Here is a 25,434-nt window from a genome sequence, read left to right as displayed (position 1 = left end):
GCTAGAGCTCGGGGACGTCGACGCGGTCGGCGTCCCCGATCTCGCGCAGCACCCGGGCGGGGTTGCCGGCGGCGACGACGCCCGCGGGGACGTCCTTCGTGACCACGGCGCCGGCGCCGATGACGCTGCCGGCGCCGATCGTGACGCCCGGGCAGACGATGACGCCGCCGCCGAGCCAGACGTCGTCGCCGAGCGCGATCGGCTTCGCGTACTCCCAGCCGGCGCTGCGCGGCCCGAGGTCGATCGGGTGCGTCGCGGTCAGGAACTGCACCCGCGTGGCGATCCAGCAGCGCGCCCCGATCGTCACGGGCGCGACGTCGAGCATCACGCAGTCGAAGTTGATGAACGTGCCGTCGCCGATGCGGACCTGGCCGTACTCGACGAGGAACCGCGGCCGCACGACGACGCCCACGCCGACCTCGGCCAGGAGGTCGCGCAGGAGGACGTCGCGCTCGGCCTGCGCAAGCCCGGGCGCGTTGTAGGCCTCGACCTTCGTGGCGACCGCGTCCCACCACGACTCGATCTCGGGGTCGTCGGCCAGGTAGAGCTCCCCGCGGAGCATCCGGTCGAGCATCTCGCCCATCGCGGCACACTATGGAGGACGCATGGCCGAGCCCCTGACCGACATCGAGACCCGCGCCGACGTCGAGCGCCTGGTGCGCGCGTTCTACGAGCGCGCCATGAGCGACACGATGATCGGCTACCTCTTCACCGACGTCGCGAAGCTCGACCTCGACGAGCACCTGCCGGTGATCGCCTCGTTCTGGGAGACGATCCTCCTCGGGGTCCCGGCCTACAGCGGCGGCGCCTTCGCCCCGCACGCCTCGCTCAACCGCCTGTCGCCGCTGCGCGGCGGGCACTTCGAGCGCTGGCTGGCGCTCTGGACCCAGACCGTCGACGAGCTCTTCGCGGGCCCCAAGGCGCAGCTGGCGAAGGCGCACGCCACGCGGGTGGCGCGCGCCTTCCACCGCCGCATCCAGGGCCTGCCGGTCGAGCCCGGCGAGCCGCAGCCGCTCACCATCACGCTCCACGGCGAGCGCTAGCGCACGAGCGTCAGCGGCCCGCCCACGCGGGGCAGGCGCGCGAGGTTCCCGCGCACGGCGTAGGTCGCGCGACGGCCGCGGGCGCGCGCCGGTCCGCGGACCGCGCGCACGTCGTCGGGCACGGCCACGGCGGTGCCGGTCCTCGGCGAGCCGATGCTCAGGCCCCGCCGCAGCGCGTTGCGCGTGGTCCGGCAGGTCCCGCCACTGCCTCGCGCGTCGACCTGCCAGAGACAGACGTGCTGCGGGCCGGGGACGAGGAGCAGGCCGGGCCCCACCCGGCGGGCCCCGGACGCGTCGATCGCCATGGTGTTCGGCGTGCGGCGCCGCATCCGCGCTGCGAGCTCCACGGCGCGGCGCTCGGCGGCGGTGGGCCGCGCCCCGGTGCGCAGGACCGCGAAGTGCGCGGCGGCGTCCATGGGCACGGGGCCCGCGCTGGGAGGGACGCGCAGCTCGAGCGCCCGGCGGGCCGCGGCCGAGTCGGGCAGCAGCGCGTAGCGGGTGACCGTGACCTCGATCCGGCTCGCGGGCGCTCCCTGCGCGCCGCGGCCGCCCGGGGTGGTGAAGACGATCCGCCGCACGCGGGCCGTGGTGCGGTCGAACGTGTAGGTGGCGGCGACGCCACCGCTCAGCGCGAGGCGGTAGCGGCCGGGGCCCACGCGGCGCAGGCGCCCCTCGCGGTAGGCCTCGCGGAAGGCGCGCACCGGATCGCCGGTGGGCAGCCCGTCCCCGCCGACCGCGCCGCGCGGGGCAGGCAGCGTCACGACGTCGTCCTGGGTGGGCAGGTACGCCCGCTGCGTGCCCCCGGCGATGCGGCGGTCGGCCATGAGCTGGAAGCGCCGCCCGTGGCGCTCGAACTGCCGGACGCGGGTGACGCCGCCGCCCTGCCAGCCCTCCGTGCGCTGGCGCTGCCACGTGCGCCGGCCGTCGACGAAGAACTGCAGGTCGGTCTCCCAGTGCACGACCCCCGGCCCGCTCACCGCGGCGTAGGCGCGCTCGAGGAAGGACGGGGCGGGACCCTCGTCGCCGAGGACGAGCGGCACGCCGAGGCCGACGCCGGCCAGGCCCACCGCGAGGACGGCGGCCAGCCGGCGCAGACCGCGGGAGACGCGGGCGCGCACGACCTGCTCGCTCACGCCCTGCCGGGCCGCGATCTCGCGGTAGCCGACCTGGTCGACGACCCGCAGCTGGACCGCCTCGCGCTGGCGGGCGTCAAGGCCGTCCAGCCCGGCGGTGAGGGCGGGACGCCGGCGTTCGAGGTCGGCTCGGGCCTCGGCGTCGTCGAACTCGGGGTCGGCCGTCTCCACGCCCACGCGGGCGAGGGCACGACGCTCCGCCGCGCGGCGCCGCCACGCCGTGTGCAGGAGGCTGCGCGCGATGCCGTGCAACCAGGCGGCCTGCTCCTGGCGGGTCTGCCCGCGGAACCTCGCGCGCTGCTCGACCGCGACGGCGAACGTCTCGGCGACGAGGTCGCGCGCGAGCTCCGGGTCGCGCGTACGGCGCACCAGGGTGGCCCGCAGCTCACGTGCGTGCGCCTCGTAGAGCGCCGAGATGTCGTCGACCGTCAGGGACACGCCTGCCTGACAGTCGCACGAGCGGCGAGCGCTGTGACGCGCCCGCCGCTCGTCGGCGGCGACTAGGAGGCGAGCTTGGCGTCGAGCGTGATCTCCTGGACGCCGGCCAGCGCCTTGGAGACCGGGCAGCCGGCCTTGGCGGCCTCGGCGTGCTGGAGGAAGGTGGCCTCGTCGATGCCCGGGACCTTGCCCTCGACCTGGAGGGCGATCTTCGTGATCGCGGGGCCGTCGTCGAGGATGCGCAGCTGGACGCGGGCGCTGGCCTTGACCTCGTCGGCGGGCGTGCCTGCCTCGGCGAGGACGTTGCTGAAGGCCATCGCGAAGCACGAGGCGTGGGCCGCGGCGATGAGCTCCTCGGGGTTCGTGCCGTCGCCGTCCTCGAAGCGCGACTTGAACGTGTAGGGGCCGCTGAAGACGCCGTCGCCGACGGTCAGCTCGCCGTCGCCCTGCTGGAGGTCACCGCGCCAGACCGCGCTGCCGCTGCGGGGAGGGGTTGCCATGGGGTCGTGCTCCTTGGGTCGTGGGGTGGAGGCCCTCGTTCTAGTGCCCCGACAGCCGTGCCACGAGACCGTCGACCGCGGCGGCCACCGCGCCATGGGGCGTGGCGGCGTTCGGTGGGCCGACCGTGAGCCGCTCGCCCGCGGCGACGCGTCCGCCGTGCGGGACCTCGGCGTAGAGCCCGAGGCACGCGGGACGGCCGAACGGGCCGAGGTCCCAGCGCTGCTCGCGCGCAACCGCCTTGAGCAGGGACGGATCCCGCGGCAGCTCCTCCTGGGCGCGCGTCGGCACGACGCACCGGGGAGTGGGGAGACTGACGCTGACGCGCAGGCCAGACCCACCCGCGAGCTCGCGCCCGAGCAGGGACGGCTCGCTGAGGCCCGGCGCTGCGCCGTCGTCGAGGACGAGGTTCGGGCGCAGCCGCCGCACGTCCCAGTCCGAGCTCGGCGCGACCCGCGCCATGTGGGCCAGGGAGCGCGTCGTCACGAGGTGCAGCGGCGCGAGGTCGTGGTGGCCGTCGGTGTCCAGGAAGCCGCCCGTGTGGACGACGCGGTGCTCGACGACCGTGATGCGCCGCCCGAGCAGGTCGCCGAGCGCCGCGGCCACGGCCACCACGCCCTGCACCACGGGTCCCGCGCCTGGTAGCACCACCTCGAGCTCGCCATCGGCGGTCATCCGGGCCCGGCACGCTCGCAGGCGCGGGTCCGTCGGCCCGCGCTTGCTCGCGATCTGCTCGCCGGTGTCCTCGTCCTCGACGACCCACCGCCGGTCGCCCTCGAGGCCGCCGGCGCCCACCTCCACGGTCTCGAGCTGCTCGCCCAACATGCCCTTGACGGGGTAGCGCCAGATCGCCAGGACGCCCATGGCGAGACTCTACGACCGCCGGTGACCGTCCGAACTGCGCCGTTCGAAGCAGACCACCAACCGCCGGGCCCGCTGTGGGAGCTTGCCGGGCATGAGGTGGGCTTGGGGGATGCTGATCGCGTGCCTCGCCGCGCTGGCCGTCACGGCCGCGCCGGCGGAGGCGCAGAGGCTGCCGACCTACCGGTCGCCCGGCTTCAAGGGCTCGACGAGGACGCCCACCACGACCCCGGCGCAGCCGCCGCAGCCGGTCGTGCTGGCGCCCGACGGCCTGCACCCCGACGTCGTGGTCGACGAGGCCGGCACGGCGCACATGGTGTGGTCGATCGGCCGCGGCGACGAGGCCGACGCGGCGGTCTACTGCCGGCTCAAGCGCGGCGCGACGCAGTGCGACGCGAGCACCCAGCTCGTGCCACCGCGCACCTACCCCGAGAACGACGGGCCGCAGTTCGACATCGACAACGGCGGCCCGGAGATCATCCGCGTCGGCGACCAGCTGGCGATCCTGACCTACCGCTACCCGACGGTGGTCGACAAGCCCGGTGGCGCCAGCTCCGGCGGCACGTTCATGTGGACGAGCGACGACGGCGGCACGACGTGGACGGGCGGCGTCCTCGCGGCGCCCAACGACATCAACGGCAACACCGTCGCCTACGGCCCGCCGGACTCGCCGCGCATCGCCGCGATCGCCCACACGGGGCCGTGCGGCGCCTGCGTCCAGGAGATCCGCGGCGGGCGCTACAACGCCGACAACGCGAAGGTCGGCGACGAGGGTCCCGACCGCGCGTACGGCGCGAACCTCGCGGTCGACGGCGGCGCCCCGGTCGCGGCGTTCTACGACCTGCAGAACACCTCCTACGTGCGCCGGTGGTCGGGCGCGGACCCGATCACGTCGTCGGCGACGTGGACGCCGGCGGCGCCGGTCCCGGGCGTCGAGCCCGTCATCGCCGGCGGCGCCGCCGGCCTGTGGTTCATGAACCGCCCGAGCTTCGGCGCCCCGTTCTCGATCCGCCAGGTCACCGGGTCGGCGTTCAGCGCCCCGACCCAGATCACGCCCGCCAACCACGACGCGCAGTTCGCGACGCTCGCCCAGGACCCGAGCGGCCGGCTGCTCGCCGCCTGGGAGAACCGGCGCGCCGAGCCCAACGGCGACCCCGCGGGCGTCTTCCTGCGCACGGCCGTCGGCGGGACCGGCTTCGGCACGCGCAAGCTCCTGCTCGCGGGCGACGCGGCGGGCCAGCTCGAGCTCGCGGCCGCGCAGGACGGCGGCGGCTTCCTCATCGGCAACCGCACCGGCGGTGTCACCAGCCCGGGCGAGATCGTCGCCGTCGGCTTCGGCAACCGGGCGCCGACCGGCGCCCCCGGCCTCGCGGGCCTCCCCGGCGGCGGCGACCCGAACATCACCCAGACCTGCCAGCAGACGAACTTCGGCGCGGTGAAGGTCACGACGAACGGCCCCTGCTTCCTGCGCGGCACCGGCCAGTTCGCGGGCGTCCGCGTCTCCGAGGAGGAGCTCGACCTCAACGGCCTGAAGATCGTCCCGGACGCCGGCGTGAAGGTCGTCGTCGACCCGAAGAAGCGTCAGATCTACACCACCGGCACGGCGAAGGTCATGCTCGTCGGCGGGTCGGTCTCGATCACGCTGTGGCACGGCAAGGTCGAGCTCGCGATCCCCGAGCCGAACGTCGGCAAGCCGCTGGCGAGCTTCGACACCGAGAAGTTCCCGACGAACCTCCTGGGCTTCGGCCTGCGCGGCAAGATCGACGTGATCCTCACGCAGACCGGCGTGCGGGTCCCGATCTCGATCGGCCTGCCGAAGTACCTCGGCGACGTGCGCGGCAGCGCCGAGCTCATCGCCTCCACGAACCGCGGCCTCGAGCTGAAGTCGCTGGCCATCCACGTCGGCAACGTCCCGCTCGGCCCGCTGGTCATCGAGAAGATCGACATCACCTACGACGGCGAGGCCGACCGCTGGACCGGCGCCGCGCGGTTGAGCGTCCCGGCCGGCGGGGCGCTGGACGGCACCGTCGAGTTCCAGGGCGGCGAGTTCCGCAAGGGCTCGCTGGCGCTCGAACCGCCACCACCCGGCATCGCGATCGGGCCGGCGGTGTGGATCACCCGCATCGGCGGCACCTTCGCGCTCGAGCCGACGACGATCGGCGCTGAGGCGACCATCGCGGCGGGCGCCGCGGTGAAGGGCGTGTCGCCGGTGAGCGTCGTCGGGCGCGTCGACGCGGTCTTCCCACGCACGGGGCCGTTCACGGTCACGGCCACGGGCAACCTCAAGGTGCTCGTCCTGGCGCTGGCCGACGCGCGCTTCCGCTTCGTCAGCGACGGCTACGCCGACTTCGCCGCCAACCTCGGCCTCGACCTCCCCGCGATCAGCCTCAAGGGCGGGGTCAACGGCTTCGTCGACGGCTCGAACGGGACCTTCGGCGCCAACGCGAGCGTCGACGTCTGCGTCGACCTGTCCTTCGGGCCGATCAGCTTCCCCTGCATCGGCGGCGACCTCGCGCTCTCGCGCGTCGGCCTCGCGGCGTGCGCGTCGGCCGACCTGCCCGAGCCCGTCGGTCGCGTCAGCGCGGGCCTCGAGCTGCCGTGGGACGACGTGAGCGGAGCCGAGCTGGCCAACCCGGCCTTCGCGGTCGCCACGGTCGCCAGCCACCTGCGCACGCCGTGCAACACCGGCCCGTACGTGGCACCCGGGCGGCCGGGCCTGAAGGCCCGCGCGGCCCAGGCGCCCGGGACCGCCACGGCGACGCTGCGCGCCGGCCTGCCCACCGCGACGATCGCCCTGACCGGCGACGGCGGGGCCCCGGACGTCGACGTCAGCGGCCCGAACGGCGCGCCGCTGCCACAGGGCAGCTACGTCGCGCGCTCCGGCCCGGTCAACACGACCTACGTCGTCCTGCAGCGCCCGGGCGCCGGGGCGTGGACGTTCACGCCGAAGGCCGGCACCCCGGCGATCACGAAGCTCGAGCAGTCCGAGGGCTACACGCAGGCCCAGGTCCGCGCGACGATCCGCAAGGAGGGCTCGAAGCGCGCGATCGCCTACCGCGTCACCAACGGCGGCAGCGGCCAGACGGTGACCTTCGCCGAGCAGGGCGCGTTCGGCACCCACGTCATCGCCCAGGCGCGCGGCGCGAACGGCACGACGCGCTTCACGCCGACGGAGGGCAAGGGCGGCACGCGCACGGTCTACGCGCTCATCGGCCGCGACGGTCTCGTGACCCGGCGCATCGCGCTCGGCCGCTTCGTCCAGCCCGCGCCGCGCGCGCCCGGCCGGCCGAGCCGCGTGCGCATCAAGCGCGGCGCGTCGTCGGTGACGATCAGCTGGCGCGGCGCCCGCGGGGCCACGCGCCACCAGGTGACGGTCAAGGGCAGCCACGGCCTGCGCCGCCAGTACGTCACGCGGGCGCGGTCCATCCGCATCACCCGGCTCGCGCCGGGCGACCGCATCACGGCGACCGTCCGCGGCGTCTCGCGCATCGGGCGGCGGGGCACGGCGGTGAAGGCCCGCAGCCGCTAGGCCGCGGGCAACGGGCGGGGGAGGTCCGCGCGTCGCACGAGCGCGCCGAGGACCTCCGTCGCCCGCCGGCGGAAGAAGAAGTGGCCCTCGCCCGGGTCCAGCGCGACCCGGCAGCGCGGCAGGGCGGCGGCGAGCTGTAGGGCGTGCTCGGCGGGGACGAACGCGTCGTGCATCCCGTGCCAGACGTGGACCTCGCCCTGCACGTCGGCGAGGTCGAATCCCCAGGGGCGGGAGGTGACGAGGTGGTCCTCGACGAGGCCGGCCAGGCCACCGCCGGTCGCCTCGAGGAACGCGGCGATCGCGGCGCGGGCCGTCGCGCCGTCGGCGAGGTTCGTGCGGTCCGCGGGCGGGGCGCCGACCGTCATCGCCCGCACGAGGAGCTGCGGGTGGCGGGCGACGAGCGCCACGGCGCGGTCGCCCGCCCAGGTGGCCGCGCGCGGCGCGGCGGCCAGGACCTTCAGCGCAACGCGCACGCGGGCGGGCAGCCCCGGCACGTCGGCGGGCCGGCACAGCGGCGAGAGGGAGGAGACCGCCGCGGCGGCCGTGAGGCGGTCGCCGAGCACGTGGGCGCAGGCGACCGCGTAGGGGCCGCCCGCCGACACGCCCAGGACGCCGAAGCGCTCGATGCCCAGCACGTCGGCGACCGTGGCGAGGTCGTGAGCGTGGTCGGCCAGGGTCCGCCCCGGCTGCGGGTCCGACCGGCCGAAGCCCGGTCGCTGGACGGCGACGAGCCGGAGGCCGAGCGCCTCGATCGCGTCGCCGAGCCCGGGGCTGCAGGTCAGCGGCGAGCCGATGGCACCGTGGAGGTAGAAGACCGGGACGCCGTCGTGGGCGCCGAACGTCGCGTAGGCGATGCGGCGCCCGGCGGTGCCGGCCAGTCCCTGCGAGGGCTGCAGACCGTCCATGTGGCTCCCGTCGTCGACGACGAAGGACCTGCGGACGGGACGCTAGGACGGGGCCGGCACGGCGATGTCGCCATCTGGTGACGTGCGCGCCAGCACGTCCTCGAGCGCCGCGACGAACGCCGCAGGGCGCTCGACCATCGGGATGTGGCCCGCGCCGGGCACCGTCGCCGTGGCCGCGCCGGGGCGCAGCTCGCGCACGACGTCCATCCCGCCCGGCGCGACGATGCGGTCGCCGTCGCCCCACAGCGCCGCGACCGGGAGGGGGAGCCGCCGCAGCTGCTCGCGCAGGTCGGCCGAGCCGACGGTGGCCAGCGCGTCGGCCGTGCGGGTCGCGCCGCGCGAGGCGGTCAGGAGCGCCCGGACCTCGCCGGGCGGCAGGGCCGCGGGGTCCGCGGTGCCGGGCCACATGAGCAGCCGCCGGCCCCACGGGAGGTCGGCCAGGGCCTCGGCGCGACGGCGGGCCGCGATGAAGCGGTGCGCGGCCAGGCCCGAGGCGCGGGTGACCTGCGGCGGCAGGGGGCGCAGGCCCGCCGGCGCCACGAGCACGAGGCGGCGCACCACGCGCGGCCGGCGCGCCGCGAGCTCCAGCGCGACCGCCCCGCCCATCGAGTGGCCAACGAGGTCGTAGGGCTCCTCGACCCCGGCGTCGCGCACGGCGTCGGCGACGCGCAGGGCGACGTCCGCGAGGGCGAAGCCGGGCCCGGCCGGTGGTGAGGCGCCGAAGCCCGGCACGTCGAGCGCGACGACGCGGCGGTGGGCCAGCAGCGGCAGCACGCGGCGCCAGACCGACCGCGTCGTGGCCAGGCCGTGGACGAGCACGAGGGGCTCGCCGTCCCCGTGCTGCTCGAGCGCGACCGCCACGGCGGTGAGTCTCCCAGCCCCTGCCGTGGACCCACTGGTGCCGTGGTGAAACCCTGCTTCTCGGACCGTTCACACCTGCGACGGGCGCCGCGAGACACCATGCGTCGGCCGTGCGCCTTCTGGTGGTGACCGCCCTTGCGCTGCTGGCCGGGGCCGCACCGGCCTGGGCGTTGCCGTCCTCGCGCGTCTCCCCGCTGCGCACGGACTTCCTCGACGTCGCCCACCGTGGCGCCTCCGGCCTGGCGCCGGAGCACACCTTCGCGGCCTACGACCTCGCGCTCGCCCTCGGCGCCGACGTGATCGAGCAGGACGTCGCGCCCACGGCCGACGGCCAGCTCGTCGTCCTGCACGACGACACACTCGACCGCACCACGGACTGCACCGGGCGCCCGGAGCAGAAGACGCTCGCCGAGCTCAAGCGCTGCGACGCGGGCTCGTGGTTCAACGAGCGCTACCCGAGCCGGGCGCGGCCCGAGTACGTCGGCCAGCGGATCCCGACGCTCGACGAGGTCCTGACCCGCTACGGCGACAGCGTCAACTTCTACATCGAGACGAAGATCTACGAGAACGGCGGGGAGCTCGAGCGCAAGACCCTCGAGGCGCTGCGTCGCCACGGCCTCGAGGACCGCGCCGTCACCGACCGCCAGGTCTTCCTGCAGTCCTTCCTGCCCCAGCACCTGCTGCGGATGCAGGCGTGGGCGCCGCGGATCCCGCGCGTCTTCCTGCTCCAGGGCCTGCTCGCGCCCGTCAACCCGGTCGAGATCGCCTTCGCCCAGGGCGTCGGCGCCGCAGGCATCGGTCCGACGGACGTCGAGGTGACCAAGCGCTTCGTCGACGACGCGCACGCCGCGGGTCTCCAGGTCCACCCGTACACCGTCGACGAGGCCGAGGACATGGCGCGCCTGCAGCGCCTCGGCGTCGACGGCGTCTTCACGAACCGGCCCGACGTCCTCGAGCGCCGGCGCGGCCTCTTCGGCGCCGGACCGTCGAAGGTCCTGCGCGGTCGCGTCCGCAGCCTCTGGCGGCTGCCCGCCTCGACGGTCGCCGCCGGCCCGCCCGCCGGCGCCGCGCTGGCCGGCAGCCTGCTCGCCGGGGCGGTCGCCCCGCTGCCCGGCCAGCCCGTCGCCGGGATCAGCGGCATCGTCCGCGACGGCGCGCGCGGCTTCCTCGTCCTGCCCGACGACCAGTGGGACACGCCCCGGCGCGCCGCCGACGTGCAGCTGCGCGTCTACGGCGTGCGCACCGCGGGAGGCCGTGCCGCGGTCACCCGCACGATCGTCCTGCGCGGCCCCGACGGCACGCCGCTCACCGGGGCGCAGTACGACCCCGAGGCGCTCGCGCGCACGCCCGACGGCGCCCTGTGGGTCGGGGAGGAGCGCGGCCCCTCGGTCCTGCGCTTCACCCCCGACGGCCGCCAGACCGGCGAACCCATCCGCCTGCCCGGCCTCACGACGCCGTGGGCCCAGGGCGCCTGGCCGGGCAACGCGCTGAGCCCGCGCGAGGTCGGCGGCGAGGCGCCCGCGAAGCTGCGCCCCAGCCGCGGCGTCCAGGGCCTCGTGTGGACCCACGGAGGTCGGCGCCTCATCGCCCTCGTCGCCGGCCCGGTGATCGGCGAGGCCGACCCGCGCACCCGCCTGCTCGTCGAGCTCGACGCGCGGGCCATGCGGCCGACGGGCCGGCGCTGGCGCTTCCGCGTCGCAGCCCCCGGCGACGTGGCCGCCGACCTCGCCCGGGTCGACGACGACCGCGTGCTCGTCGTCGACCGCGACACGCGCGGTGGCCGCGACGCGCGCCAGAAGGTCGTCCTGCGCGTGGACCTGCGCAGGCGGGGGGTCGACGGGCACGCGCGGGCGACCCCGGTGCTCGACCTGCTCGAGCTGCGCACCGCCGAGGGCCGCGGCTTCGCGATGCCCTTCGCCGAGGTCGACGCGCTCACCCGCGTCCCCGGCGGCGTCGCCGTGGCCAACGACAACGACCTGCCCTTCGGCTCGGCCCGCACGCCGGGCCGGCCCGACGACACCGAGATCGCCGTCATCGACCCCGAGAGGACCCTGACCCGATGAGCACCTCCCGCCGCGCCTTCATCCGCGGCCTCGCCGCCGCCGGCGCCAGCACCTACGCCGCCGGCGCCCTGCCGGGGCGCGGTCCGGCCGAGCACCTCTTCGGCAGCGGCCTCGCCGAGGCGGCCGCGGCGCCCGGCCCGTTCAGCGCGTTCCAGGCGATCGCGCCCTCGTCGGCCGACGCGCTCGTCGTCCCCGAGGGCTTCAGCGCCCGCACGCTCATCCGCTGGGGCGACGAGTTCCGCGACGCGCGCGGGCGCAAGCTCCCCTTCGGGTTCAACAACGACTTCCTGGCCTGGTTCCCGCTGCGCGGCTCGCGCGAGGGGCTGCTCTTCGTCAACCACGAGTACCCCGACCCGTTCTTCCTCCACGGCCGGCTCAAGGCCGACACCGGGCCGAAGACCGCCGACGCGATCGCGGTCGAGCAGGAGTCGGTGGGCAACTCCGTCCTGCACCTGCGGCGCACGAGCAAGGGCCACTACGCGATCGTCGACCGCTCGCGCTACCACCGGCGCATCACCGGCAACTCGCCCGTGTGCCGCTTCACCGGCCCGCTGCGCGGCACCAAGGAGGTCGGCACCCGCGCGCTCGGGTCGCTGGCCAACTGCTCGGGCGGCATCACGCCGTGGGGCACGGCGCTGTCGTGCGAGGAGAACTTCCAGGACTACGGCGTGCTGGCCGACGGCGGCTACGGCTGGGGCGGCGAGTACGTCAAGGACGGCGTCGCCAAGTACGGCTGGGTCGTGGAGACCGACCCGTACGACCCGGGGAGCACGCCGCGCAAGCACACGGCGCTCGGGCGCTTCCGCCACGAGAACACCGCCTTCCGCCAGAAGCGCGGCAAGCCGTTCGTCCTCTACATGGGCGACGACGCGCGCAACGAGGGCGTCTACAAGTTCGTCTCCGACCGCGCCTTCAAGCGCGGCGACACCCGCGGCAACCGCAAGGTCCTCGAGGCGGGGACGCTGTACGTCGCGCGCTGGGAGCCCGAGGGGCGCCGGCGCTTCGCCGCCAAGGACGACAGGACCCCCGTCACCGCGACGCAGGGCACGGGGCGCTGGACGAAGGTGGAGGACGAGGAGCTCGTCGACACCGCGACGCGGCTGCGCGCCCGCCTGGGCAAGGACGAGTGGGAGGCCCACTACGCCACGAACCGCCCGGAGGACCTCGAGATCGCCTCCGACGGCCGCGTGTTCATCGCCCTGACGAACAACTCGACGGTCAACGACTCCCACGGCGCGATCCGCGTGCTCACCGAGTCCGGCGGCGACCCCGCGGCGCTCGAGTTCACCTGGGCCGACTACGCGGCGGGCGGGCCGACCGGCCGCGGCGCCGGCGAGGAGGGCTTCTCGAGCTGCGACAACCTCGTCTTCGACAAGGCGGGCAACCTGTGGGTGCTGACCGACATCTCGTCGGCCTCGCTCGGCAAGGGCGAGTACGCCTTCCACCAGAACAACGCCGTCTTCATGGTCCCCACCCGTGGCCCCAACGCGGGCGTCGCCTTCCGCTTCGCCTCCATGCCGACCGAGGCCGAGGGCACCGGCCCGTACTTCACGCCGGACGAGCGGACGTTCTTCATGAGCGTCCAGCACCCGGGCGAGGAGACGGGGACCAGGGCCGAGGCGCGCTACGGCGACCCCACGACCTACACCTCGTGGTGGCCCGAGGGGTCCAGGACGGAGGCGCGCAACCCGGCGACGCCGCGCCCGAGCATCGTCCAGGTCCGCCGGACCGCCTAGGTGCCGCAGACCGGCAACGTCCTGCCGTCGTTCCTCGACGACCTGCCGGTCGCGCAGGCGGCGGCGCGCTTCGCGGCCGAGCAGCACCGCGGGCAGCGCCGGTCCTCGGACGCCGCGCCGTTCATCCTGCACCCGTTCGAGGTCGCGTCGCTGCTGCGCGGCCGCGGCTTCGACGACGAGGTCGTGGCCGCCGGGCTCCTGCACGACCTCGTCGAGGACACGCCGGCGACGCTCGACGAGGTCTGCCGGCGCTTCGGCAAGCGCGTCGGCGACATCGTCGCCGCGCTGACGGAGGACGCGACGATCGAGGACCACGCCGCCCGCAAGGCGGCCCTGCGCCGGCAGGTCGCCGGCGCCTCGCCGGAGGCCCTTGCGGTCTACGCCGCGGACAAGGTCGCCAAGGCGCGCGAGCTGCGGGCCGAGGCCTCGCACGACCCCGCGGGGCTGGGGGCCGAGAGCGCCCGGCTGCGCCTGGACCACTACCGCGAGAGCCTGACGCTGCTCGAGCAGGCGGTGCCCGAGCTGCCGCTGGTCGCGCAGCTGCGCTTCGAGGTCTGGGCGCTCGAGCACCTGCCGCCCGAACGCGGCGGTGAAACCTGAGCGGTCCTCGTCGAGACGGTTCACCGCTCGGCCACAGGGCGCTGACCAGGGCTTCACCTCCCGGCGCCCGTCATCGGCGTGGATGTCCGCATGTCCCACCGCTCCCGCTGCGCCGTCGCGGCGCTGCTGGCGTCCCTCGCCTGCGCGGCCCCCGCCGCGGCCGCCCCCGGCGACGTCGACGTCCAGCTGCTCGGCATCAACGACCTCCACGGCCACCTCGAGCCGAACACGCCCGGCCAGATCCAGCTGACGACGGACCCCGCGTCGCGCGTCACCGCCGGCGGCGTGGAGTACCTCGCCACCCACGTCCGGCGCCTGGAGGCCGGCAAGCGCAACTCGATGGTCGTCTCCGCGGGCGACCTCATCGGCGCCAGCCCGCTGGTCTCCTCGCTCTTCCACGACGAGCCGACGATCGAGGCGATGAACCTCCTCGGGCTCGACCTCAACGCCGTGGGCAACCACGAGTTCGACGAGGGCGCGGCCGAGCTCAAGCGCATGCAGAAGGGCGGGTGCCACCCGGTCGACGGCTGCTTCGGCGGTGACGGCTTCCGCGGCGCGGACTTCCGCTTCCTCGCCGCGAACGTCGTGGACGACAGGACGGGCAAGCCGTTCTTCCCTGCCTACGCCATCCGGCGCTTCGAGGGCGTCGACGTCGGCTTCATCGGGATGACCCTCGAGGGCACGCCCGACATCGTCAGCCAGGCCGGCATCAAGGGCCTGCGCTTCCTCGACGAGGCCGACACCGCGAACCGGTACGCCCGGGAGCTGCGCCGCGTCCACGGCGTCAAGGCCGTCGTCGTCCTGCTGCACGAGGGCGGCGCCCAGGCCGCGCCGTTCGGCGTGAACGACTGCAACGGCATCTCGGGGCCGATCGTCGACATCGTGGAGCGCACCGTCGACGACGTCGACCTCTTCGTGACCGGCCACACGCACAACCCCTACACCTGCGTCGTCGACGGCCGCCCGGTCACGAGCGCGGCGTCCTTCGGCCGGCTCGTCACCGACATCGACGTCACGCTGAACAAGAAGACCGAGGACGTCGTGAGCGTGCGGGCCAACAACCTGCCGATCACCCAGGACGTCCCGCGCGCCAGCGACCTGACGAGCCTGGTGCAGCGCTACCAGGCGCTGGCCAAGCCGCTGGCAGAGCGGCTCATCGGCCGCATCAGCGGCGGCTTCGACCGCACCGCCGACGACAGCGGCGAGAGCACCATGGGCAACGCGATCGCCGACGCCCAGCTGGCCGCCACCGACGACGAGGCCGGCGCCGTGGCGGCGTTCATGAACCCCGGCGGCGTGCGCAGCGACCTCGCCGGCGACGGCACCGTGACCTACGGCGAGGCGTTCACGGTCCAGCCCTTCGGCAACTCGCTCGTGACGCTGACCCTGACCGGCCAGCAGCTGCTCGACGTCCTCGAGCAGCAGTGGTGCGACCAGACGGCGCCGCGGATCCTGCTGGCCTCCTCGACGGTCCGCTACACGTGGGACGCCAGCGACGCGGCCGCCGCGATCGGCAAGCCGTGCGACCAGACGACCAACCCGGTGCGCGACCTGACGATCGGCGGCCAGGCGGTCACGCCGGGCGCCACCTACCGGATCACGGTCAACTCGTTCCTGGCCGACGGGGGCGACCGCTTCTTCGCCCTGCGGCTGGGCACGGACCGCACGGGCGGCCCGCTGGACCTCGACGCCCTCGAGTCCTACCTGCTGCCCACGCTGACCGGCACGCCCCTGGCGCCGCCGGCACTCGACCGCCTGACGCGGGTGGCCTAGCGATGGGCCTCGAGCGCACGGGCGGCCTGCTGGCCGCCGCTGCCGCTTGCCTCGCCTGCGCCGCCCCCGCGGCGCAGGCGGCCACGCCGGTCTTCGTCAGCGAGCTGCACTACGACAACGCCGGGACCGACGCCGGCGAGGCGATCGAGGTCGCTGCGCCGGCGGGGACGGACCTCGGCGGCTGGTCCCTCGTCCTCTACAACGGCAACGGCGGGGCGCCCTACGGCACGAAGGCGCTGACCGGCGTCGTGCCCGACCAGGGGGGCGGGCGGGGGACGCTCGCGTTCACCTACCCCACCGACGGCCTCCAGAACGGCGCGCCCGACGGCATCGCGCTCGTGCAGGGCTCGGCCGTCGTGCAGTTCCTCTCCTACGAGGGGGTGATGACCGCCGTGGGCGGCCCGGCGGACGGGCGCCAGTCGACGGACATCGGCGTCGCGGAGACGAGCTCGACCCCGGCGGGCCAGTCGCTCCAGCTCACCGGCACCGGCACGACGGCCGAGGAGCTCGCGTGGACCGGTCCGGCGGCGGCGAGCTTCGGCCAGCCCAACGCGGGGGTCGTCACACCGCCGCCCGGACCGTCGACGACCTGCGGCGACGCGGCGACGACGATCGCCCAGGTCCAGGGCTCCGGCGCGCAGTCCACGCGCGTGGGTGAGCGCGTGGCGGTCGAGGGCGTCGTGGTCGGCGACTTCCAGGGCGCCGACCGGCTCAACGGCCTCTTCCTCCAGGACCCGCAGGGCGACGGCGACCCCGCCACCTCGGAGGGGCTCTACGTCTTCGGCAACGGCGCGAGCACGCCGGACGTCGCGGCGGGCGACCGCGTCCGCGTCGTCGGCACGGTCGCGGAGTTCAAGCGCTCCAGTGACGCGACGGGCGACACCGTGACGGAGCTCACCAGCCCGTCCGGCCTCAGCGTCTGCCAGACCGGGGCCGGGCTGCCCGCGCCGGTCGACGTCTCCCTGCCGGCCGACCGGTCGGCGCTCGAACGGGTGGAGGGCATGCGCGTGCGGTTCCCGCAGGCGCTGGCGCTCACCGAGTACTTCCAGCTCGACGACTTCGGCGAGGCCGTGCTCTCCCAGGGGGGCCCGCTGTCCTCGCCGACGGAGGTCGCCGAACCCGGACCGGCCGCGCGTGCGGTGGCCGCCGACAACGCACGGCGCTCGGTCGTCCTCGACGACGGCTCCTCGCAGTCCGACCCGCGCCCGGTCCCGTACCTCGGCTCGCCGGACGACCCGATCCGCCGCGGGGACACGACCTCCGGCCTCACGGGGGTCCTGACCTACGACTTCGCGCGCTTCCGCGTGCAGCCGACCGCGCCGGTCGCCTTCCAGGACGCCGGCGAGCGTCGGGCGGCGCCCCGGCCGGTCGGTGGCGACGTCAAGGTCGGTGACGCGAACGTCCTGAACTACTTCACGACGCTCGGCAGGCGCGGGGCGAGGACGCCGGAGGAGCTGGTGCGCCAGCGCCAGAAGGCGGTCAAGGCGCTCAACGGCCTGGACGCGGACGTGCTCGCGCTGCAGGAGGTGGAGAGCAACGGCGGGCAGGCGCTCGACGACCTCGTGGCCGCGCTCAACGCCGACGCCGGGCCAGGGACGTGGGCCTCGGTGCCCGTGCCGGCCAGCTTCTCCGGCACCGACGAGATCACCGTCGCGCTCATCTACAAGCCAGGGCGCGTCCAGCGCGTGGGGGCTTCGGTCGCGCTGGCCGACCCGGTGTTCAACCCGGGCCGCCAGCCGATCGCCCAGACGTTCGCCTCGGGCGGCGAGCGGTTCACCGTGGTGGCCAACCACCTGAAGTCCAAGGGCTGTGACGGCGCGACGGGCGCCGACACCGACCAGGGCGACGGGCAGAGCTGCTTCAACGCCACGCGCATCCGGCAGGCGCAGCGCACGCAGGAGTGGGTGCGCGAGCTGCAGCGCAGCACCGACGACGAGGACGTCCTGCTGCTGGGCGACTTCAACGCCTACGGCCGCGAGGACCCGCTCGACGTGCTGCGCGCCAACGGCCTCGAGGACCAGCTCGAGCGGTTCCTCGACGAGGGCGACCGCTGGTCCTACGTGTTCGACGGCGGGCAGGGCGCGCTCGACCACGCGTTCGTCACGGCGGCGGTCCGTGACCAGGTGACCGGGGCGGCGGTCTGGCACATCAACGCGCCGGAGTCCGACGCGCTGGCCTACTACGGGGTCCCGGACCACTTCCGCCCCGACGCCCACCGGGCCTCCGACCACGACCCGGCGGTCCTCGGGCTGCGCACGACGTCCCAGGGGTTCACGTGCGGCGGGCGTCGCGCGACGATCGTCGGCACCGACGGCCCGGACCGGCTGGTCGGGACGCCCGACGCCGACGTCATCGTGGCCCGCGGCGGGGACGACGAGGTCACCGGCGACAAGGGCGAGGACGTCATCTGCGCCGGCGAGGGCGACGACCGGGTCGACGCCGGCCCGGGGGCCGATCGCGTCGACGAGGGCCCCGGCCAGGACGAGGTCCGCCGCGGGGAGCGCCCCGTGACGGCCGAGCGCCGGCCGCTGGTGATCGGCCACCGCGGCGCCTCGGGCTACCGCCCGGAGCACACGCTGGCCGCGTACCGGCTGGCGGCCGAGCAGGGGGCCGACGTCATCGAGCCCGACCTCGTGATCACGAAGGACGGCGTGCTCGTCGCCCGCCACGAGAACGAGATCGGCGGGACGACGGACGTCGCCTCGCACCCGGAGTTCGCCTCGCGCAGGACGACGAAGACCATCGACGGCACGGCCATCACCGGCTGGTTCACCGAGGACTTCACGCTGCGCGAGCTCAAGACCCTGCGGGCCAAGGAGCGCATCCCGGAGCTGCGCCCGCAGAACACCCGGTACGACGGGCTGTTCGAGGTGCCGACCCTCCAGGAGGTCCTCGACCTGCGGGCCCGGCTCTCGCGCGAGCTCGGCCGCGAGGTCGGCGTCTACCCCGAGACGAAGCACCCGACGTACTTCCGGTCGATCGGCAAGCCGCTGGAGCACCCGCTGGTGCGGACGCTCGAGCGCAACGGCCTGGACCGCGAGGACGCGCCGGTGTTCGTGCAGTCCTTCGAGACGGGCAACCTGCGCGACCTGGACCGGGAGCTCGAGGTGCCGCTCGTGCAGCTGCTCTCGGGGCCGGCGACCACGCCGGTCGGCGACACGCGGACCTACGGCGAGCTGGCGACGCCCGCGGGCCTGCGGTCGATCGCGCGCTACGCCGACGGCGTCGGGCCGTCGAAGGACTACGTCGTGCCCCGCAACGCCAACGGCAGCTCGGGCACGCCGACGTCGTTCGTCCGCGACGCGCACGCGGCGGGCCTCCTGGTCCACCCGTACACGTTCCGGCGCGAGAACACGTTCCTGCCGCTCGAGCTGCGCTCGTCGTCGGACCCGGCGGGGATCGGCGACCTGGAGGCCGAGGTGCGGATGGTCCTCGACCTCGGGGTGGACGGCGTGTTCTCCGACGACCCGGACATCGCGGTGGCCGCGCGCGCGGAGCGCTGACGCGGTCCGGGCGGCGAGCGATGATCCCGTCGTGGCCTACGACGAGGAGCTCGCCGCCCGGATCCGCGACCTGCTGCGCGAGGAGGGAGGGGTCGTCGAGCAGCGCATGTTCGGCGGCCTCGCCTTCCTCGTCGGCGGGCACATGGCCGTGGCGGCCAGCGGCCAGGGCGGGCTGATGGTCCGGGTCGCCCCGGAGGACACCGACGCGCTGCTGGCCGAGCCCCACGCGCGGCCGTTCGAGATGCGCGGCCGCGAGCTGCAGGGCTGGCTGCGCGTCGACGACGCCGGGGTGCGCACGCCCGAGGGCCTCGAGCCGTGGGTGCGCCGCGGCGTCGCCTTCGCACGCTCGCTGCCGCCGAAGGACGGCTAGGCGCCGGCGAGCTCCTTGACCTGCGTCAGGCGGAACGAGTTGCCCGACGGGTCGTGGAAGCCGGCGTCGATGCCGTAGGGCCGGTCCTCGGGCTCCTCGGAGAACTCGACGCCGCGGGCGCGCAGCTCCTCGAAGGAGGCCTGGCAGTCGTCCGTGGTGAGGAAGACCGTGCCGGCGAAGCCCTTGGCCATGAGCTTGCGCAGCATCGCGGCGCTGTCCTCGTCCATGACGGGCGCGCCGGGGATCGCCATGAGGACGATCTCGGGGCTCTCCTGGCCGGGCGGGGCGACCGTGAGCCAGCGGAAGTCGCCCATCTCGGCGAGGGTGACGTCCGAGCGGACCTCCATGCCGAGCTTCTCGGTGTAGAAGGCGAGCGCCTCGTCCTGGTCGTGCACCCACAGCTGGGTGTTGGAGATCTTGATCATGGGCGGCGACGCTAGAGCGCGGCGGCCCGGCTGTCTTCTCCGTCTGTGCTGCGTTGCGGGCGGCTGTAGGCGCGCACGACGCACGCGGGCACGCGGGCGAGGTGGGAGGCCGGCGGGTGGGCGGCGCGGTAGGCCGTCGGCGGGCGGCCGAAGGTGCGGGTGAACGACGAGGTGAACGAGCCGACGCTGCGCAGCCCGACGGCGAGGCAGACCTCCGCCACGCTGTGGTCGGTCGTGCGCAGCAGCGCGGCGGCGCGCTCCAGGCGGCGGGTGAGGAGGTAGGCGTGCGGCGGCTCGCCGAAGGCCCGGCGGAACTCGCGGCTGAAGTGCGCGCGCGAGAGGCCCGCAGCGGCCGCGAGGTCGTCGACGGTCAGCGGGTCGGCGTAGCGGGCGTCGACCAGGTCCTTGGCCCGGAGGAGGTGCCGGTCGGCGGGGACGTGGGCCACCGGCGCATCATCGCGGCTGGCCGTCGGCCTGCGCGGCACGCAGGGCAGCCGCCTGGCCGGCGTCCATCCAGATCTCCCAGCGTCGCGAGGGCGAGCGACGGTCGTCGAGGAAGCGGTACGGGCGCCGGCCCTCGAACTCGGTGCGGCGCAGGTGGGCCACGCCGCCGAGCACGGACGCGATCCGCCGCCGCGGCCAGCCGATCGCGTCCTCCACCTCGGGGAACGGCCTCGGGCGGTCGGGCGCGCGGGCCAGGCCGTCGAGCAGCTCGCGCATCAGCGGGCTGCAGCGGTCGTGGAAGCGGGCGACCTCGTCGGGCTCGACCATCGCGTTGTGCGGGGCGTGCTCGCCGAGCATGCCGGGCTCATGGTGGCGAGCGCGGCGGGATCGCGCGGTGCGACGATGCGCGCGTGGAGCTCCAGGAGGTCGCCGCGGCGCGCAAGGACCCGGGGCTCGTGGTGCTCGAGGGCTTCCACGCGTGCAAGCACGCCGTGCGCTTCGGCGGTGAGCTGCTGGGCGTCTGGACCGCGGACCCCGACGAGCTGGAGGCGTTGCGCGCGCGGCTTGCGCCCGACGTGGTCCTCGAGGCGCAGGTGGTCGAGCACGAGGCCCTGGTCGCGGTCGTCCCGCGGGCGCAGGTCGTCGCGGTCGCCCGCCGGCCCGACCAGCCCGACGCCGACGCGGTCCTCGCCGACCCCGGCCCCGCGCCCGTCGTCCTGCTCGAGGACCCGCGCCACCTGGGCAACCTCGGCGCGTGCGTGCGCGTCGCGGCCGCCGCGGGCGCGGCCGGCGTCCTGACCACCGGCCGCACCGACCCCTGGCACCCGGACGCGCTGCGCGGCGCAGCCGGACTGCACTTCGCGCTGCCCGTCCACCGGCTGCGCACGGTGCGCACGGGCGACCGCCCGCTCGTCTGCCTGGCCCCTGGCGGCGCGCCGGCGCGCGCGGTGCCGCCGCGGGCGGTCCTGGCCTTCGGCACCGAGCGCGACGGCCTGACGCCCGAGCTGCTCGCCCGGGCCGACGCGTCGGTCGCCCTGCCCATGCGCGACGGCGTCTCGAGCCTCAACCTCGCCACCTCCGTGGCGGCCGTCCTCTACGGGCTTGCGCTCAGCGGCTGACCGCGCGCGCCGGACGGTCGGGGCTGCTCGGCGAAGTCGTGCTGCCCGTACCAGGCGGACGCTCCGGTCCACTGAGACTGCTGCCCATGAAGCCCAAGCTCGTCGTCTCCGCGCTGGCCGTCGCCGTCGCGACCGCCACCGTCCCGGCCACGGTCTCCGCCCAGCAGCAGACCGACCCGAACGCCAAGGCCACGTTCGTCGGCAAGATCAAGCGCACGTCGAAGTCCAAGGCGACCCTCAAGGTCACCTACCAGTGCAGCGGCGGCGCGGCCCTGTGGGTCTCCGCCAAGCAGAGCGCCTCGGGCAAGAAGGACGCCCGTCTCACCAAGGAGGGCTCGAGCAAGGTCGCCAGCGCGTGGCTGCAGAGCCACCGCGGCAAGTTCACCTGCGACGGCACCTCGCGCACCGCCACCTTCACCATCGACAAGGTCGAGAAGGGCTCGAAGGGCAAGCTCAAGAAGGGCACCGCCTACGTGCAGTTCTGCGTCTCGAAGGGCGAGGAGGAGATCGTCCTCTACAAGACCGGCTGGGTCACGGTCGCCTAGCCGAACCTGCGCGCCCCGGCTGGCCGCCGCCTACGTGCAGGCGGCCAGCCGCAGCCGCGCCGGCTGCTCGCGCTCGCCGACGAGGTCGCGGCGCAGCGAGGCGAAGGCGACGGCGCCGACGAGCAGCGGCACCCAGAACTGGGCGAGGCGGTAGGCGACGACGGCCGCCGCGGTCACCGCGCCCGGCGCGCCGAAGAGCACGAGCGTCCCGATGAGGCCGCCGTCGATCCCGCCGACGCCGCCCGGCAGGGGCAGCAGGCCGCCGAGCTGGCCGATGAGGTAGCCGAGCAGCACGACGGTGAGCGAGACGTCCGCGCCGAACGCGTGGAAGGTCGCCCACAGCACCGCGTTGTCGAACGCCCAGTAGCCGACCGCGCCGGCGATCGCCATCCAGTCGCCCGAGCGCACGAGCGCGACGGCCTCGCGGACGCCGTCGACGACGCTCACGCGGACGGCGGCCCAGCCGCGGCGCAGGCGGCCGTCGTCCTCACGCGCCGCGCGGCCCGGACCCAGGCGCGGCAGCGCGACGACGGCCGCGAGCGCGGCCACGGACATGAGCGCCGGCACGAGGGTGAGCGCCAGGGGCAGGTCGGGCCCGATGAGCGCCGCCGCCGCGAGCAGCCCGAGCGCCGCCACCGCCACGAAGTTCACCGAGCTCTTGAGGAGGAAGAAGGCCACCGAGCGGCGGGCGATGCGGTCGGCCGGCATCCCGCCCCGGTGGAGCACCCACGCCCCGAGGGCCAGGCCGCCGGCGCCGCTGGCGGGCACGAGGGAGCCGACCGCCTGCTCGGACCATCCGATCTCCCAGCTCGTGCGCCAGCCCAGACGCCGGCAGAACACCGCGCGGAAGAGCAGGACGTAGGAGATCCCGGAGAGGACCTCGAGGGCGACCGCGGCCGCGAGCCACCCCGCGTGGGCGTCCGCGAGCTCGTCGCGCACGGCGCCCAGCCCGGGGGTGAGGACGACCGCGAGGCCCGCCACGCCGATGAGCGCGCCGGCCTGCGCCGCCCGGCGCAGGAGGCGATGTCCGTCGAGCTCGTGAGGGAGGGAGGCGGTGGCGGCCATGGGCGTCGTCCTGCTCGCCGACACATCATTGCATGCGCAAGCATGGACTTGAAGGGCGGGGCGGACAGCCGGGCGTTGCGCGAGGCGCGCGACGGGCAGCACCCTCCTCATGGCTGACCCCGAGACCAGCGGCTTCCCCGAGACCCCCGGCAAGGACCCGGGCGACAAGTCGCGGGACGCGACCCCGTACTCGTCGCTGAACACGCCGGTGGGCGAGCCCGACCCGACCGAGCACCCCGACCCCTACGACACCCGCGAGGACCCGCGCGCGCCCGCCGACGGGATGGTCTTCCCGGGCGACGGGCAGTCGCACACGCCGGTCGGCGCCCGCTCGAACAGCGAGCCCACCGCCAAGGAGGACATCGCCGCCCGCAACGCCAACGCGATCGAGGGCGACGACATCGACGACTGACCCGCGCCGCGGCTAGCGGCTGCCCGTGCGCTCCCACGTGCGCAGGTAGGCCTCCGCGCCGCGGAACAGGACGCCGAGCGCCCGCCGGCCTTCGGGCTGGCGGGCGACGTCGGCGAGCAGGTCGGGCAGGAGGCCGTAGTGCGCGACGCCGTCGGCGTTGAGGTCGAAGACGCGCTCGCCGGTGCGCTGGCGGTCGAAGCGCACCTTGCCGTCGTGGGAGCGCAAGGGGTAGGCCAGCGGCGGGCGTCGCGTCCCGGCGAGCGGCGCGGGCTGCGTCGCGAAGCCCCCGGTGTCGGTCGCCAGGCCCACGCCGAACGGCGTGCCGTGGCGCGTGGCGAGGCCGATCGTCGCCTCCGGCAGCTTGGGGGCGTCCTCCGCGCGCACGGCGGCGAAGCCGCCCCCGGCGAAGAGGCGCCGCAGCTCCGACGCGCTCCACGGCCCGCCCGTGTCGGTGTGGCTCGAGACGACGGGGTAGCCGCGCGCGGACGTGAGCTCCAACAGCTCCTCCCGGCCCCACTCGCCGAGGTGGTCGGCGTCGATCAGCAGGTGGGCGTCCATCATCCGGCGCACCGCGTAGCGCCCGAGGTCCGTCAGGCCGCGGGCGTTGCACTGCCGGCCGGGCGGGTAGAGCGGCAGCGGCTCGGGGGAGAGCGACCTGATCGGGCCGACCAGCGCCTCCAGCGGAGACGGGACGACGAGGGACGGCTCCTCGCCCTGGGCCGGGTCCGGGCACGGGCCGGTCTTGAAGGAGGTCGCGGTCTGGACCGTGTGCATCGCCGAGATGAACAGGCCCTTGTCGCCACCCTCGAGGGCCGCGCCGCCCAGCGCGTTGTCGACCCAGTGGGTGAGGAACGCCGCGCGGATGCCCAGCGCCCGCAGCCGGCGGATGCCCGCGTCGATGTCGTCGCGGTCACAGGCCGGCACGCCCCGCAGCTGGCTGCAGCCGAAGAGGTTGGACGCCTCGACGCCGAGGACCACGGCGAGCTTGCCCTCGTCGATGGCCTTGCGCGCCGCCCCCGGGCCCGTGACGATGCGCAGGAACCCGCGACCTGGACCGCCGGCCTGGGCGTCGACGTAGTCCTCGAGCGCGCGCAGCCGTCGGACCTGGAGCTCCGCGGTGTCCATCTCGTCGCAGCTGTGGGACTTCAGCGGCTCGATCGTGCACAGGGGCTGGTCCTCGACGGTCTGGGCGACGACGAGCCGCATCCCGCCCAGCCACGCCCGCTCCAGCCAGCGCCAGTAGGTCTGCTGGTGGGTGTTGGTGTCGTGGGTCGGCCATCCGCGGAAGGTGGGCCAGCCGTCGGTCTCGTGGGTGCCGACCGGGACGCCGTCGCGCAGCAGGTTGCCGGTCAGGTCCAGCGCGCCGCGCGGGCCGTGGTCGCGCTCGTCGCCGCCGAGCGCGCGGCTGATGCCGAAGCGGTCGAACGCCGCGCCGTGGATGACGCGGCCGCCCGCGCGCAGGTCGGCGGCGAGGTGGACGTGGGGATCGGCGAAGCCCCGGACGGTGCCGTCCTTGCGGGTCGGACGCCCGGGCGTGCCGGCCGCGTCGAGCCCGGCCTCCGGGAACGGGCTGCAGGCGCCGGCGGCGGTGATGCGCAGCGGCGTGCCGTCGTGCACCGCGACGGTGCTGAGGCGCCCGTCCGCGGCGAGGCGCAGGTCACGGCCGCTGTGGGTCGAGCGCAGCAGGACGGTCCGGCGCCCGGTGCGGCGGACGGCCCACTCGGCGCGCGGCCCCGGCTGCGCGGTGGTCCACGTCGTGCGTGGCCCGTCGACGGCGAGCAGTCGCCCGTCGCGGTCGCGCAGCAGGACGGTGTGGAGCGTCGCCGGCTTGCTGAAGAGCGGCGCGACGCGCCCGCCGCCGTCCGCCTCGAGCGCCACGCAGCGGTTGGCGAGCTCCGGCACGCTCGCCGCCGGGGCGGCCTGCGCGCCGCCGAGTGCGGCGAGCGCCGCCGCCATGGTCGCCGCGGCCCGCCGCGTCCTGCCCCCCATGGCGCCAGGATAGGTCGCGGGGCGCTCGGCGCGCCGCGGTCCAGCGAGCGTGACGGAGCCGGAGTCCGCCCTCGTGCCCGTGGCCGGCGGGGGAGGGCATGCCCCCGGCCACGCGGGGCACCT

At 75.4% G+C, this 25,434-nt stretch carries 22 protein-coding genes; 11 read left to right on the top strand and 11 right to left on the bottom strand.

Annotated features, from left to right (window positions below):
* Position 1: 1 nt before the first annotated feature.
* Positions 2-583, bottom strand: coding sequence for a sugar O-acetyltransferase (locus JUB12_RS22265; protein WP_205695592.1), 582 nt, complete (start codon positions 581-583; stop codon positions 2-4).
* 22 nt (positions 584-605) lie between these two features.
* On the opposite strand from JUB12_RS22265, the gene JUB12_RS11735 reads away from it, so the two are divergent.
* Positions 606-1,043, top strand: coding sequence for a group III truncated hemoglobin (locus tag JUB12_RS11735; protein ID WP_205695591.1), 438 nt, complete (start codon positions 606-608; stop codon positions 1,041-1,043).
* Here the strand turns inward: JUB12_RS11735 and JUB12_RS11730 are convergent.
* The 3 genes from JUB12_RS11730 to JUB12_RS11720 all read right to left on the bottom strand — a co-directional run bounded on the left by JUB12_RS11730 (position 1,040) and on the right by JUB12_RS11720 (position 3,976).
* A complete protein-coding gene (locus JUB12_RS11730; RefSeq protein ID WP_205695590.1) occupies positions 1,040-2,614 on the bottom strand; it encodes an RNA polymerase sigma factor in 1,575 nt (524 codons plus the stop codon). The genes JUB12_RS11735 and JUB12_RS11730 overlap by 4 nt on opposite strands.
* A gap of 62 nt (positions 2,615-2,676) precedes the next feature.
* Entirely contained in the window at positions 2,677-3,114 is a 438-nt protein-coding gene (locus tag JUB12_RS11725; RefSeq protein ID WP_205695589.1) for an OsmC family protein, read from the bottom strand.
* Positions 3,115-3,154: 40 nt separating this feature from the next.
* Positions 3,155-3,976: an MOSC domain-containing protein gene (locus JUB12_RS11720; RefSeq protein WP_205695588.1), complete on the bottom strand. Its 822-nt coding sequence runs from the start codon at positions 3,974-3,976 to the stop codon at positions 3,155-3,157.
* A gap of 109 nt (positions 3,977-4,085) precedes the next feature.
* On the opposite strand from JUB12_RS11720, the gene JUB12_RS11715 reads away from it, so the two are divergent.
* The gene (locus tag JUB12_RS11715) at positions 4,086-7,502 is read left to right on the top strand and encodes a hypothetical protein (protein ID WP_205695587.1); all 3,417 of its coding nucleotides are present in this window, start codon (positions 4,086-4,088) and stop codon (positions 7,500-7,502) included.
* Here JUB12_RS11715 and JUB12_RS11710 read toward each other — a convergent pair.
* Entirely contained in the window at positions 7,499-8,407 is a 909-nt protein-coding gene (locus JUB12_RS11710) for an alpha/beta fold hydrolase (RefSeq protein WP_205695586.1), read from the bottom strand. The genes JUB12_RS11715 and JUB12_RS11710 overlap by 4 nt on opposite strands.
* A gap of 42 nt (positions 8,408-8,449) precedes the next feature.
* Complete coding sequence (locus JUB12_RS11705; RefSeq protein ID WP_205695585.1) at positions 8,450-9,268, bottom strand: alpha/beta fold hydrolase; 819 nt, start codon at positions 9,266-9,268, stop codon at positions 8,450-8,452.
* A gap of 110 nt (positions 9,269-9,378) precedes the next feature.
* Between JUB12_RS11705 and JUB12_RS11700 the strand changes: the two genes are divergently transcribed.
* The 6 genes from JUB12_RS11700 (at position 9,379) to JUB12_RS11675 (ending at position 19,313) form a co-directional block, all read left to right on the top strand.
* A complete protein-coding gene (locus JUB12_RS11700) occupies positions 9,379-11,331 on the top strand; it encodes a glycerophosphodiester phosphodiesterase family protein (RefSeq protein WP_205695584.1) in 1,953 nt (650 codons plus the stop codon).
* Complete coding sequence (locus JUB12_RS11695) at positions 11,328-13,067, top strand: PhoX family phosphatase (protein WP_205695583.1); 1,740 nt, start codon at positions 11,328-11,330, stop codon at positions 13,065-13,067. Before JUB12_RS11700 ends, JUB12_RS11695 begins: the two co-directional genes overlap by 4 nt.
* Positions 13,068-13,667: an HD domain-containing protein gene (locus tag JUB12_RS11690; protein ID WP_205695582.1), complete on the top strand. Its 600-nt coding sequence runs from the start codon at positions 13,068-13,070 to the stop codon at positions 13,665-13,667.
* Positions 13,668-13,757: 90 nt separating this feature from the next.
* Complete coding sequence (locus JUB12_RS11685) at positions 13,758-15,440, top strand: bifunctional UDP-sugar hydrolase/5'-nucleotidase (RefSeq protein ID WP_205695581.1); 1,683 nt, start codon at positions 13,758-13,760, stop codon at positions 15,438-15,440.
* A gap of 2 nt (positions 15,441-15,442) precedes the next feature.
* The gene (locus JUB12_RS11680) at positions 15,443-18,943 is read left to right on the top strand and encodes an ExeM/NucH family extracellular endonuclease (protein WP_205695580.1); all 3,501 of its coding nucleotides are present in this window, start codon (positions 15,443-15,445) and stop codon (positions 18,941-18,943) included.
* 31 nt (positions 18,944-18,974) lie between these two features.
* Positions 18,975-19,313 carry a TfoX/Sxy family protein gene (locus JUB12_RS11675; protein ID WP_205695579.1) on the top strand — a complete coding sequence of 113 codons (339 nt, stop codon included), beginning with the start codon at positions 18,975-18,977 and terminating at the stop codon, positions 19,311-19,313.
* On the opposite strand, the gene JUB12_RS11670 is transcribed toward JUB12_RS11675, so the two are convergent.
* Genes JUB12_RS11670 through JUB12_RS11660 form a run of 3 tightly spaced genes read right to left on the bottom strand, consistent with a single transcriptional unit; the run spans position 19,310 to position 20,539 of the window.
* Complete coding sequence (locus JUB12_RS11670; RefSeq protein WP_205695578.1) at positions 19,310-19,738, bottom strand: VOC family protein; 429 nt, start codon at positions 19,736-19,738, stop codon at positions 19,310-19,312. The two genes, JUB12_RS11675 and JUB12_RS11670, sit on opposite strands and share 4 nt — an antisense overlap.
* 11 nt (positions 19,739-19,749) lie before the next feature.
* A complete protein-coding gene (locus tag JUB12_RS11665) occupies positions 19,750-20,184 on the bottom strand; it encodes a helix-turn-helix domain-containing protein (protein WP_205695577.1) in 435 nt (144 codons plus the stop codon).
* A 7-nt stretch (positions 20,185-20,191) separates the two neighbouring features.
* Positions 20,192-20,539, bottom strand: coding sequence for a hypothetical protein (locus tag JUB12_RS11660; RefSeq protein ID WP_205695576.1), 348 nt, complete (start codon positions 20,537-20,539; stop codon positions 20,192-20,194).
* Positions 20,540-20,592: 53 nt separating this feature from the next.
* On the opposite strand from JUB12_RS11660, the gene JUB12_RS11655 reads away from it, so the two are divergent.
* Together JUB12_RS11655 and JUB12_RS11650 are read left to right on the top strand one after the other, a co-directional pair.
* Positions 20,593-21,300: an RNA methyltransferase gene (locus JUB12_RS11655; RefSeq protein WP_205695575.1), complete on the top strand. Its 708-nt coding sequence runs from the start codon at positions 20,593-20,595 to the stop codon at positions 21,298-21,300.
* Positions 21,301-21,386: 86 nt separating this feature from the next.
* Complete coding sequence (locus JUB12_RS11650) at positions 21,387-21,845, top strand: hypothetical protein (protein WP_205695574.1); 459 nt, start codon at positions 21,387-21,389, stop codon at positions 21,843-21,845.
* A 30-nt stretch (positions 21,846-21,875) separates the two neighbouring features.
* On the opposite strand, the gene JUB12_RS11645 is transcribed toward JUB12_RS11650, so the two are convergent.
* Entirely contained in the window at positions 21,876-22,910 is a 1,035-nt protein-coding gene (locus tag JUB12_RS11645) for a flippase-like domain-containing protein (RefSeq protein ID WP_205695573.1), read from the bottom strand.
* Between the two features lie 109 nt (positions 22,911-23,019).
* Here JUB12_RS11645 and JUB12_RS11640 point away from each other — a divergent pair, with 109 nt between their 5' ends.
* Positions 23,020-23,322: a hypothetical protein gene (locus JUB12_RS11640; RefSeq protein WP_205695572.1), complete on the top strand. Its 303-nt coding sequence runs from the start codon at positions 23,020-23,022 to the stop codon at positions 23,320-23,322.
* Positions 23,323-23,334: 12 nt separating this feature from the next.
* On the opposite strand, the gene JUB12_RS11635 is transcribed toward JUB12_RS11640, so the two are convergent.
* Positions 23,335-25,311 (bottom strand): membrane dipeptidase, encoded by a 1,977-nt coding sequence (locus JUB12_RS11635; protein WP_205695571.1) that lies wholly within the window; start codon positions 25,309-25,311, stop codon positions 23,335-23,337.
* Positions 25,312-25,434 lie beyond the last annotated feature (123 nt).

It is taken from the genome of Conexibacter sp. SYSU D00693 (assembly GCF_017084525.1).
Lineage (GTDB): Bacteria > Actinomycetota > Thermoleophilia > Solirubrobacterales > Solirubrobacteraceae > Baekduia.
Note: the sequence above shows the minus strand (reverse complement) of the source record. Positions and strands in the feature narration are given on the sequence as shown.

Bases quoted from the DNA above. Each gene is read 5' to 3' on its own strand.
- JUB12_RS11650 (WP_205695574.1), top strand. From the start codon at position 21,387: ATGAAGCCCAAGCTCGTCGTCTCCGCGCTGGCCGTCGCCGTCGCGACC.
- JUB12_RS11660 (WP_205695576.1), bottom strand. From the start codon at position 20,539: ATGCTCGGCGAGCACGCCCCGCACAACGCGATGGTCGAGCCCGACGAG.
- JUB12_RS11725 (WP_205695589.1), bottom strand. From the start codon at position 3,114: ATGGCAACCCCTCCCCGCAGCGGCAGCGCGGTCTGGCGCGGTGACCTC.
- JUB12_RS11645 (WP_205695573.1), bottom strand. From the start codon at position 22,910: ATGGCCGCCACCGCCTCCCTCCCTCACGAGCTCGACGGACATCGCCTC.
- JUB12_RS22265 (WP_205695592.1), bottom strand. From the start codon at position 583: ATGGGCGAGATGCTCGACCGGATGCTCCGCGGGGAGCTCTACCTGGCC.
- JUB12_RS11685 (WP_205695581.1), top strand. From the start codon at position 13,758: ATGTCCCACCGCTCCCGCTGCGCCGTCGCGGCGCTGCTGGCGTCCCTC.
- JUB12_RS11715 (WP_205695587.1), top strand. From the start codon at position 4,086: ATGCTGATCGCGTGCCTCGCCGCGCTGGCCGTCACGGCCGCGCCGGCG.
- JUB12_RS11670 (WP_205695578.1), bottom strand. From the start codon at position 19,738: ATGATCAAGATCTCCAACACCCAGCTGTGGGTGCACGACCAGGACGAG.
- JUB12_RS11720 (WP_205695588.1), bottom strand. From the start codon at position 3,976: ATGGGCGTCCTGGCGATCTGGCGCTACCCCGTCAAGGGCATGTTGGGC.
- JUB12_RS11680 (WP_205695580.1), top strand. From the start codon at position 15,443: ATGGGCCTCGAGCGCACGGGCGGCCTGCTGGCCGCCGCTGCCGCTTGC.
- JUB12_RS11735 (WP_205695591.1), top strand. From the start codon at position 606: ATGGCCGAGCCCCTGACCGACATCGAGACCCGCGCCGACGTCGAGCGC.
- JUB12_RS11635 (WP_205695571.1), bottom strand. From the start codon at position 25,311: ATGGGGGGCAGGACGCGGCGGGCCGCGGCGACCATGGCGGCGGCGCTC.
- JUB12_RS11695 (WP_205695583.1), top strand. From the start codon at position 11,328: ATGAGCACCTCCCGCCGCGCCTTCATCCGCGGCCTCGCCGCCGCCGGC.
- JUB12_RS11710 (WP_205695586.1), bottom strand. From the start codon at position 8,407: ATGGACGGTCTGCAGCCCTCGCAGGGACTGGCCGGCACCGCCGGGCGC.
- JUB12_RS11640 (WP_205695572.1), top strand. From the start codon at position 23,020: ATGGCTGACCCCGAGACCAGCGGCTTCCCCGAGACCCCCGGCAAGGAC.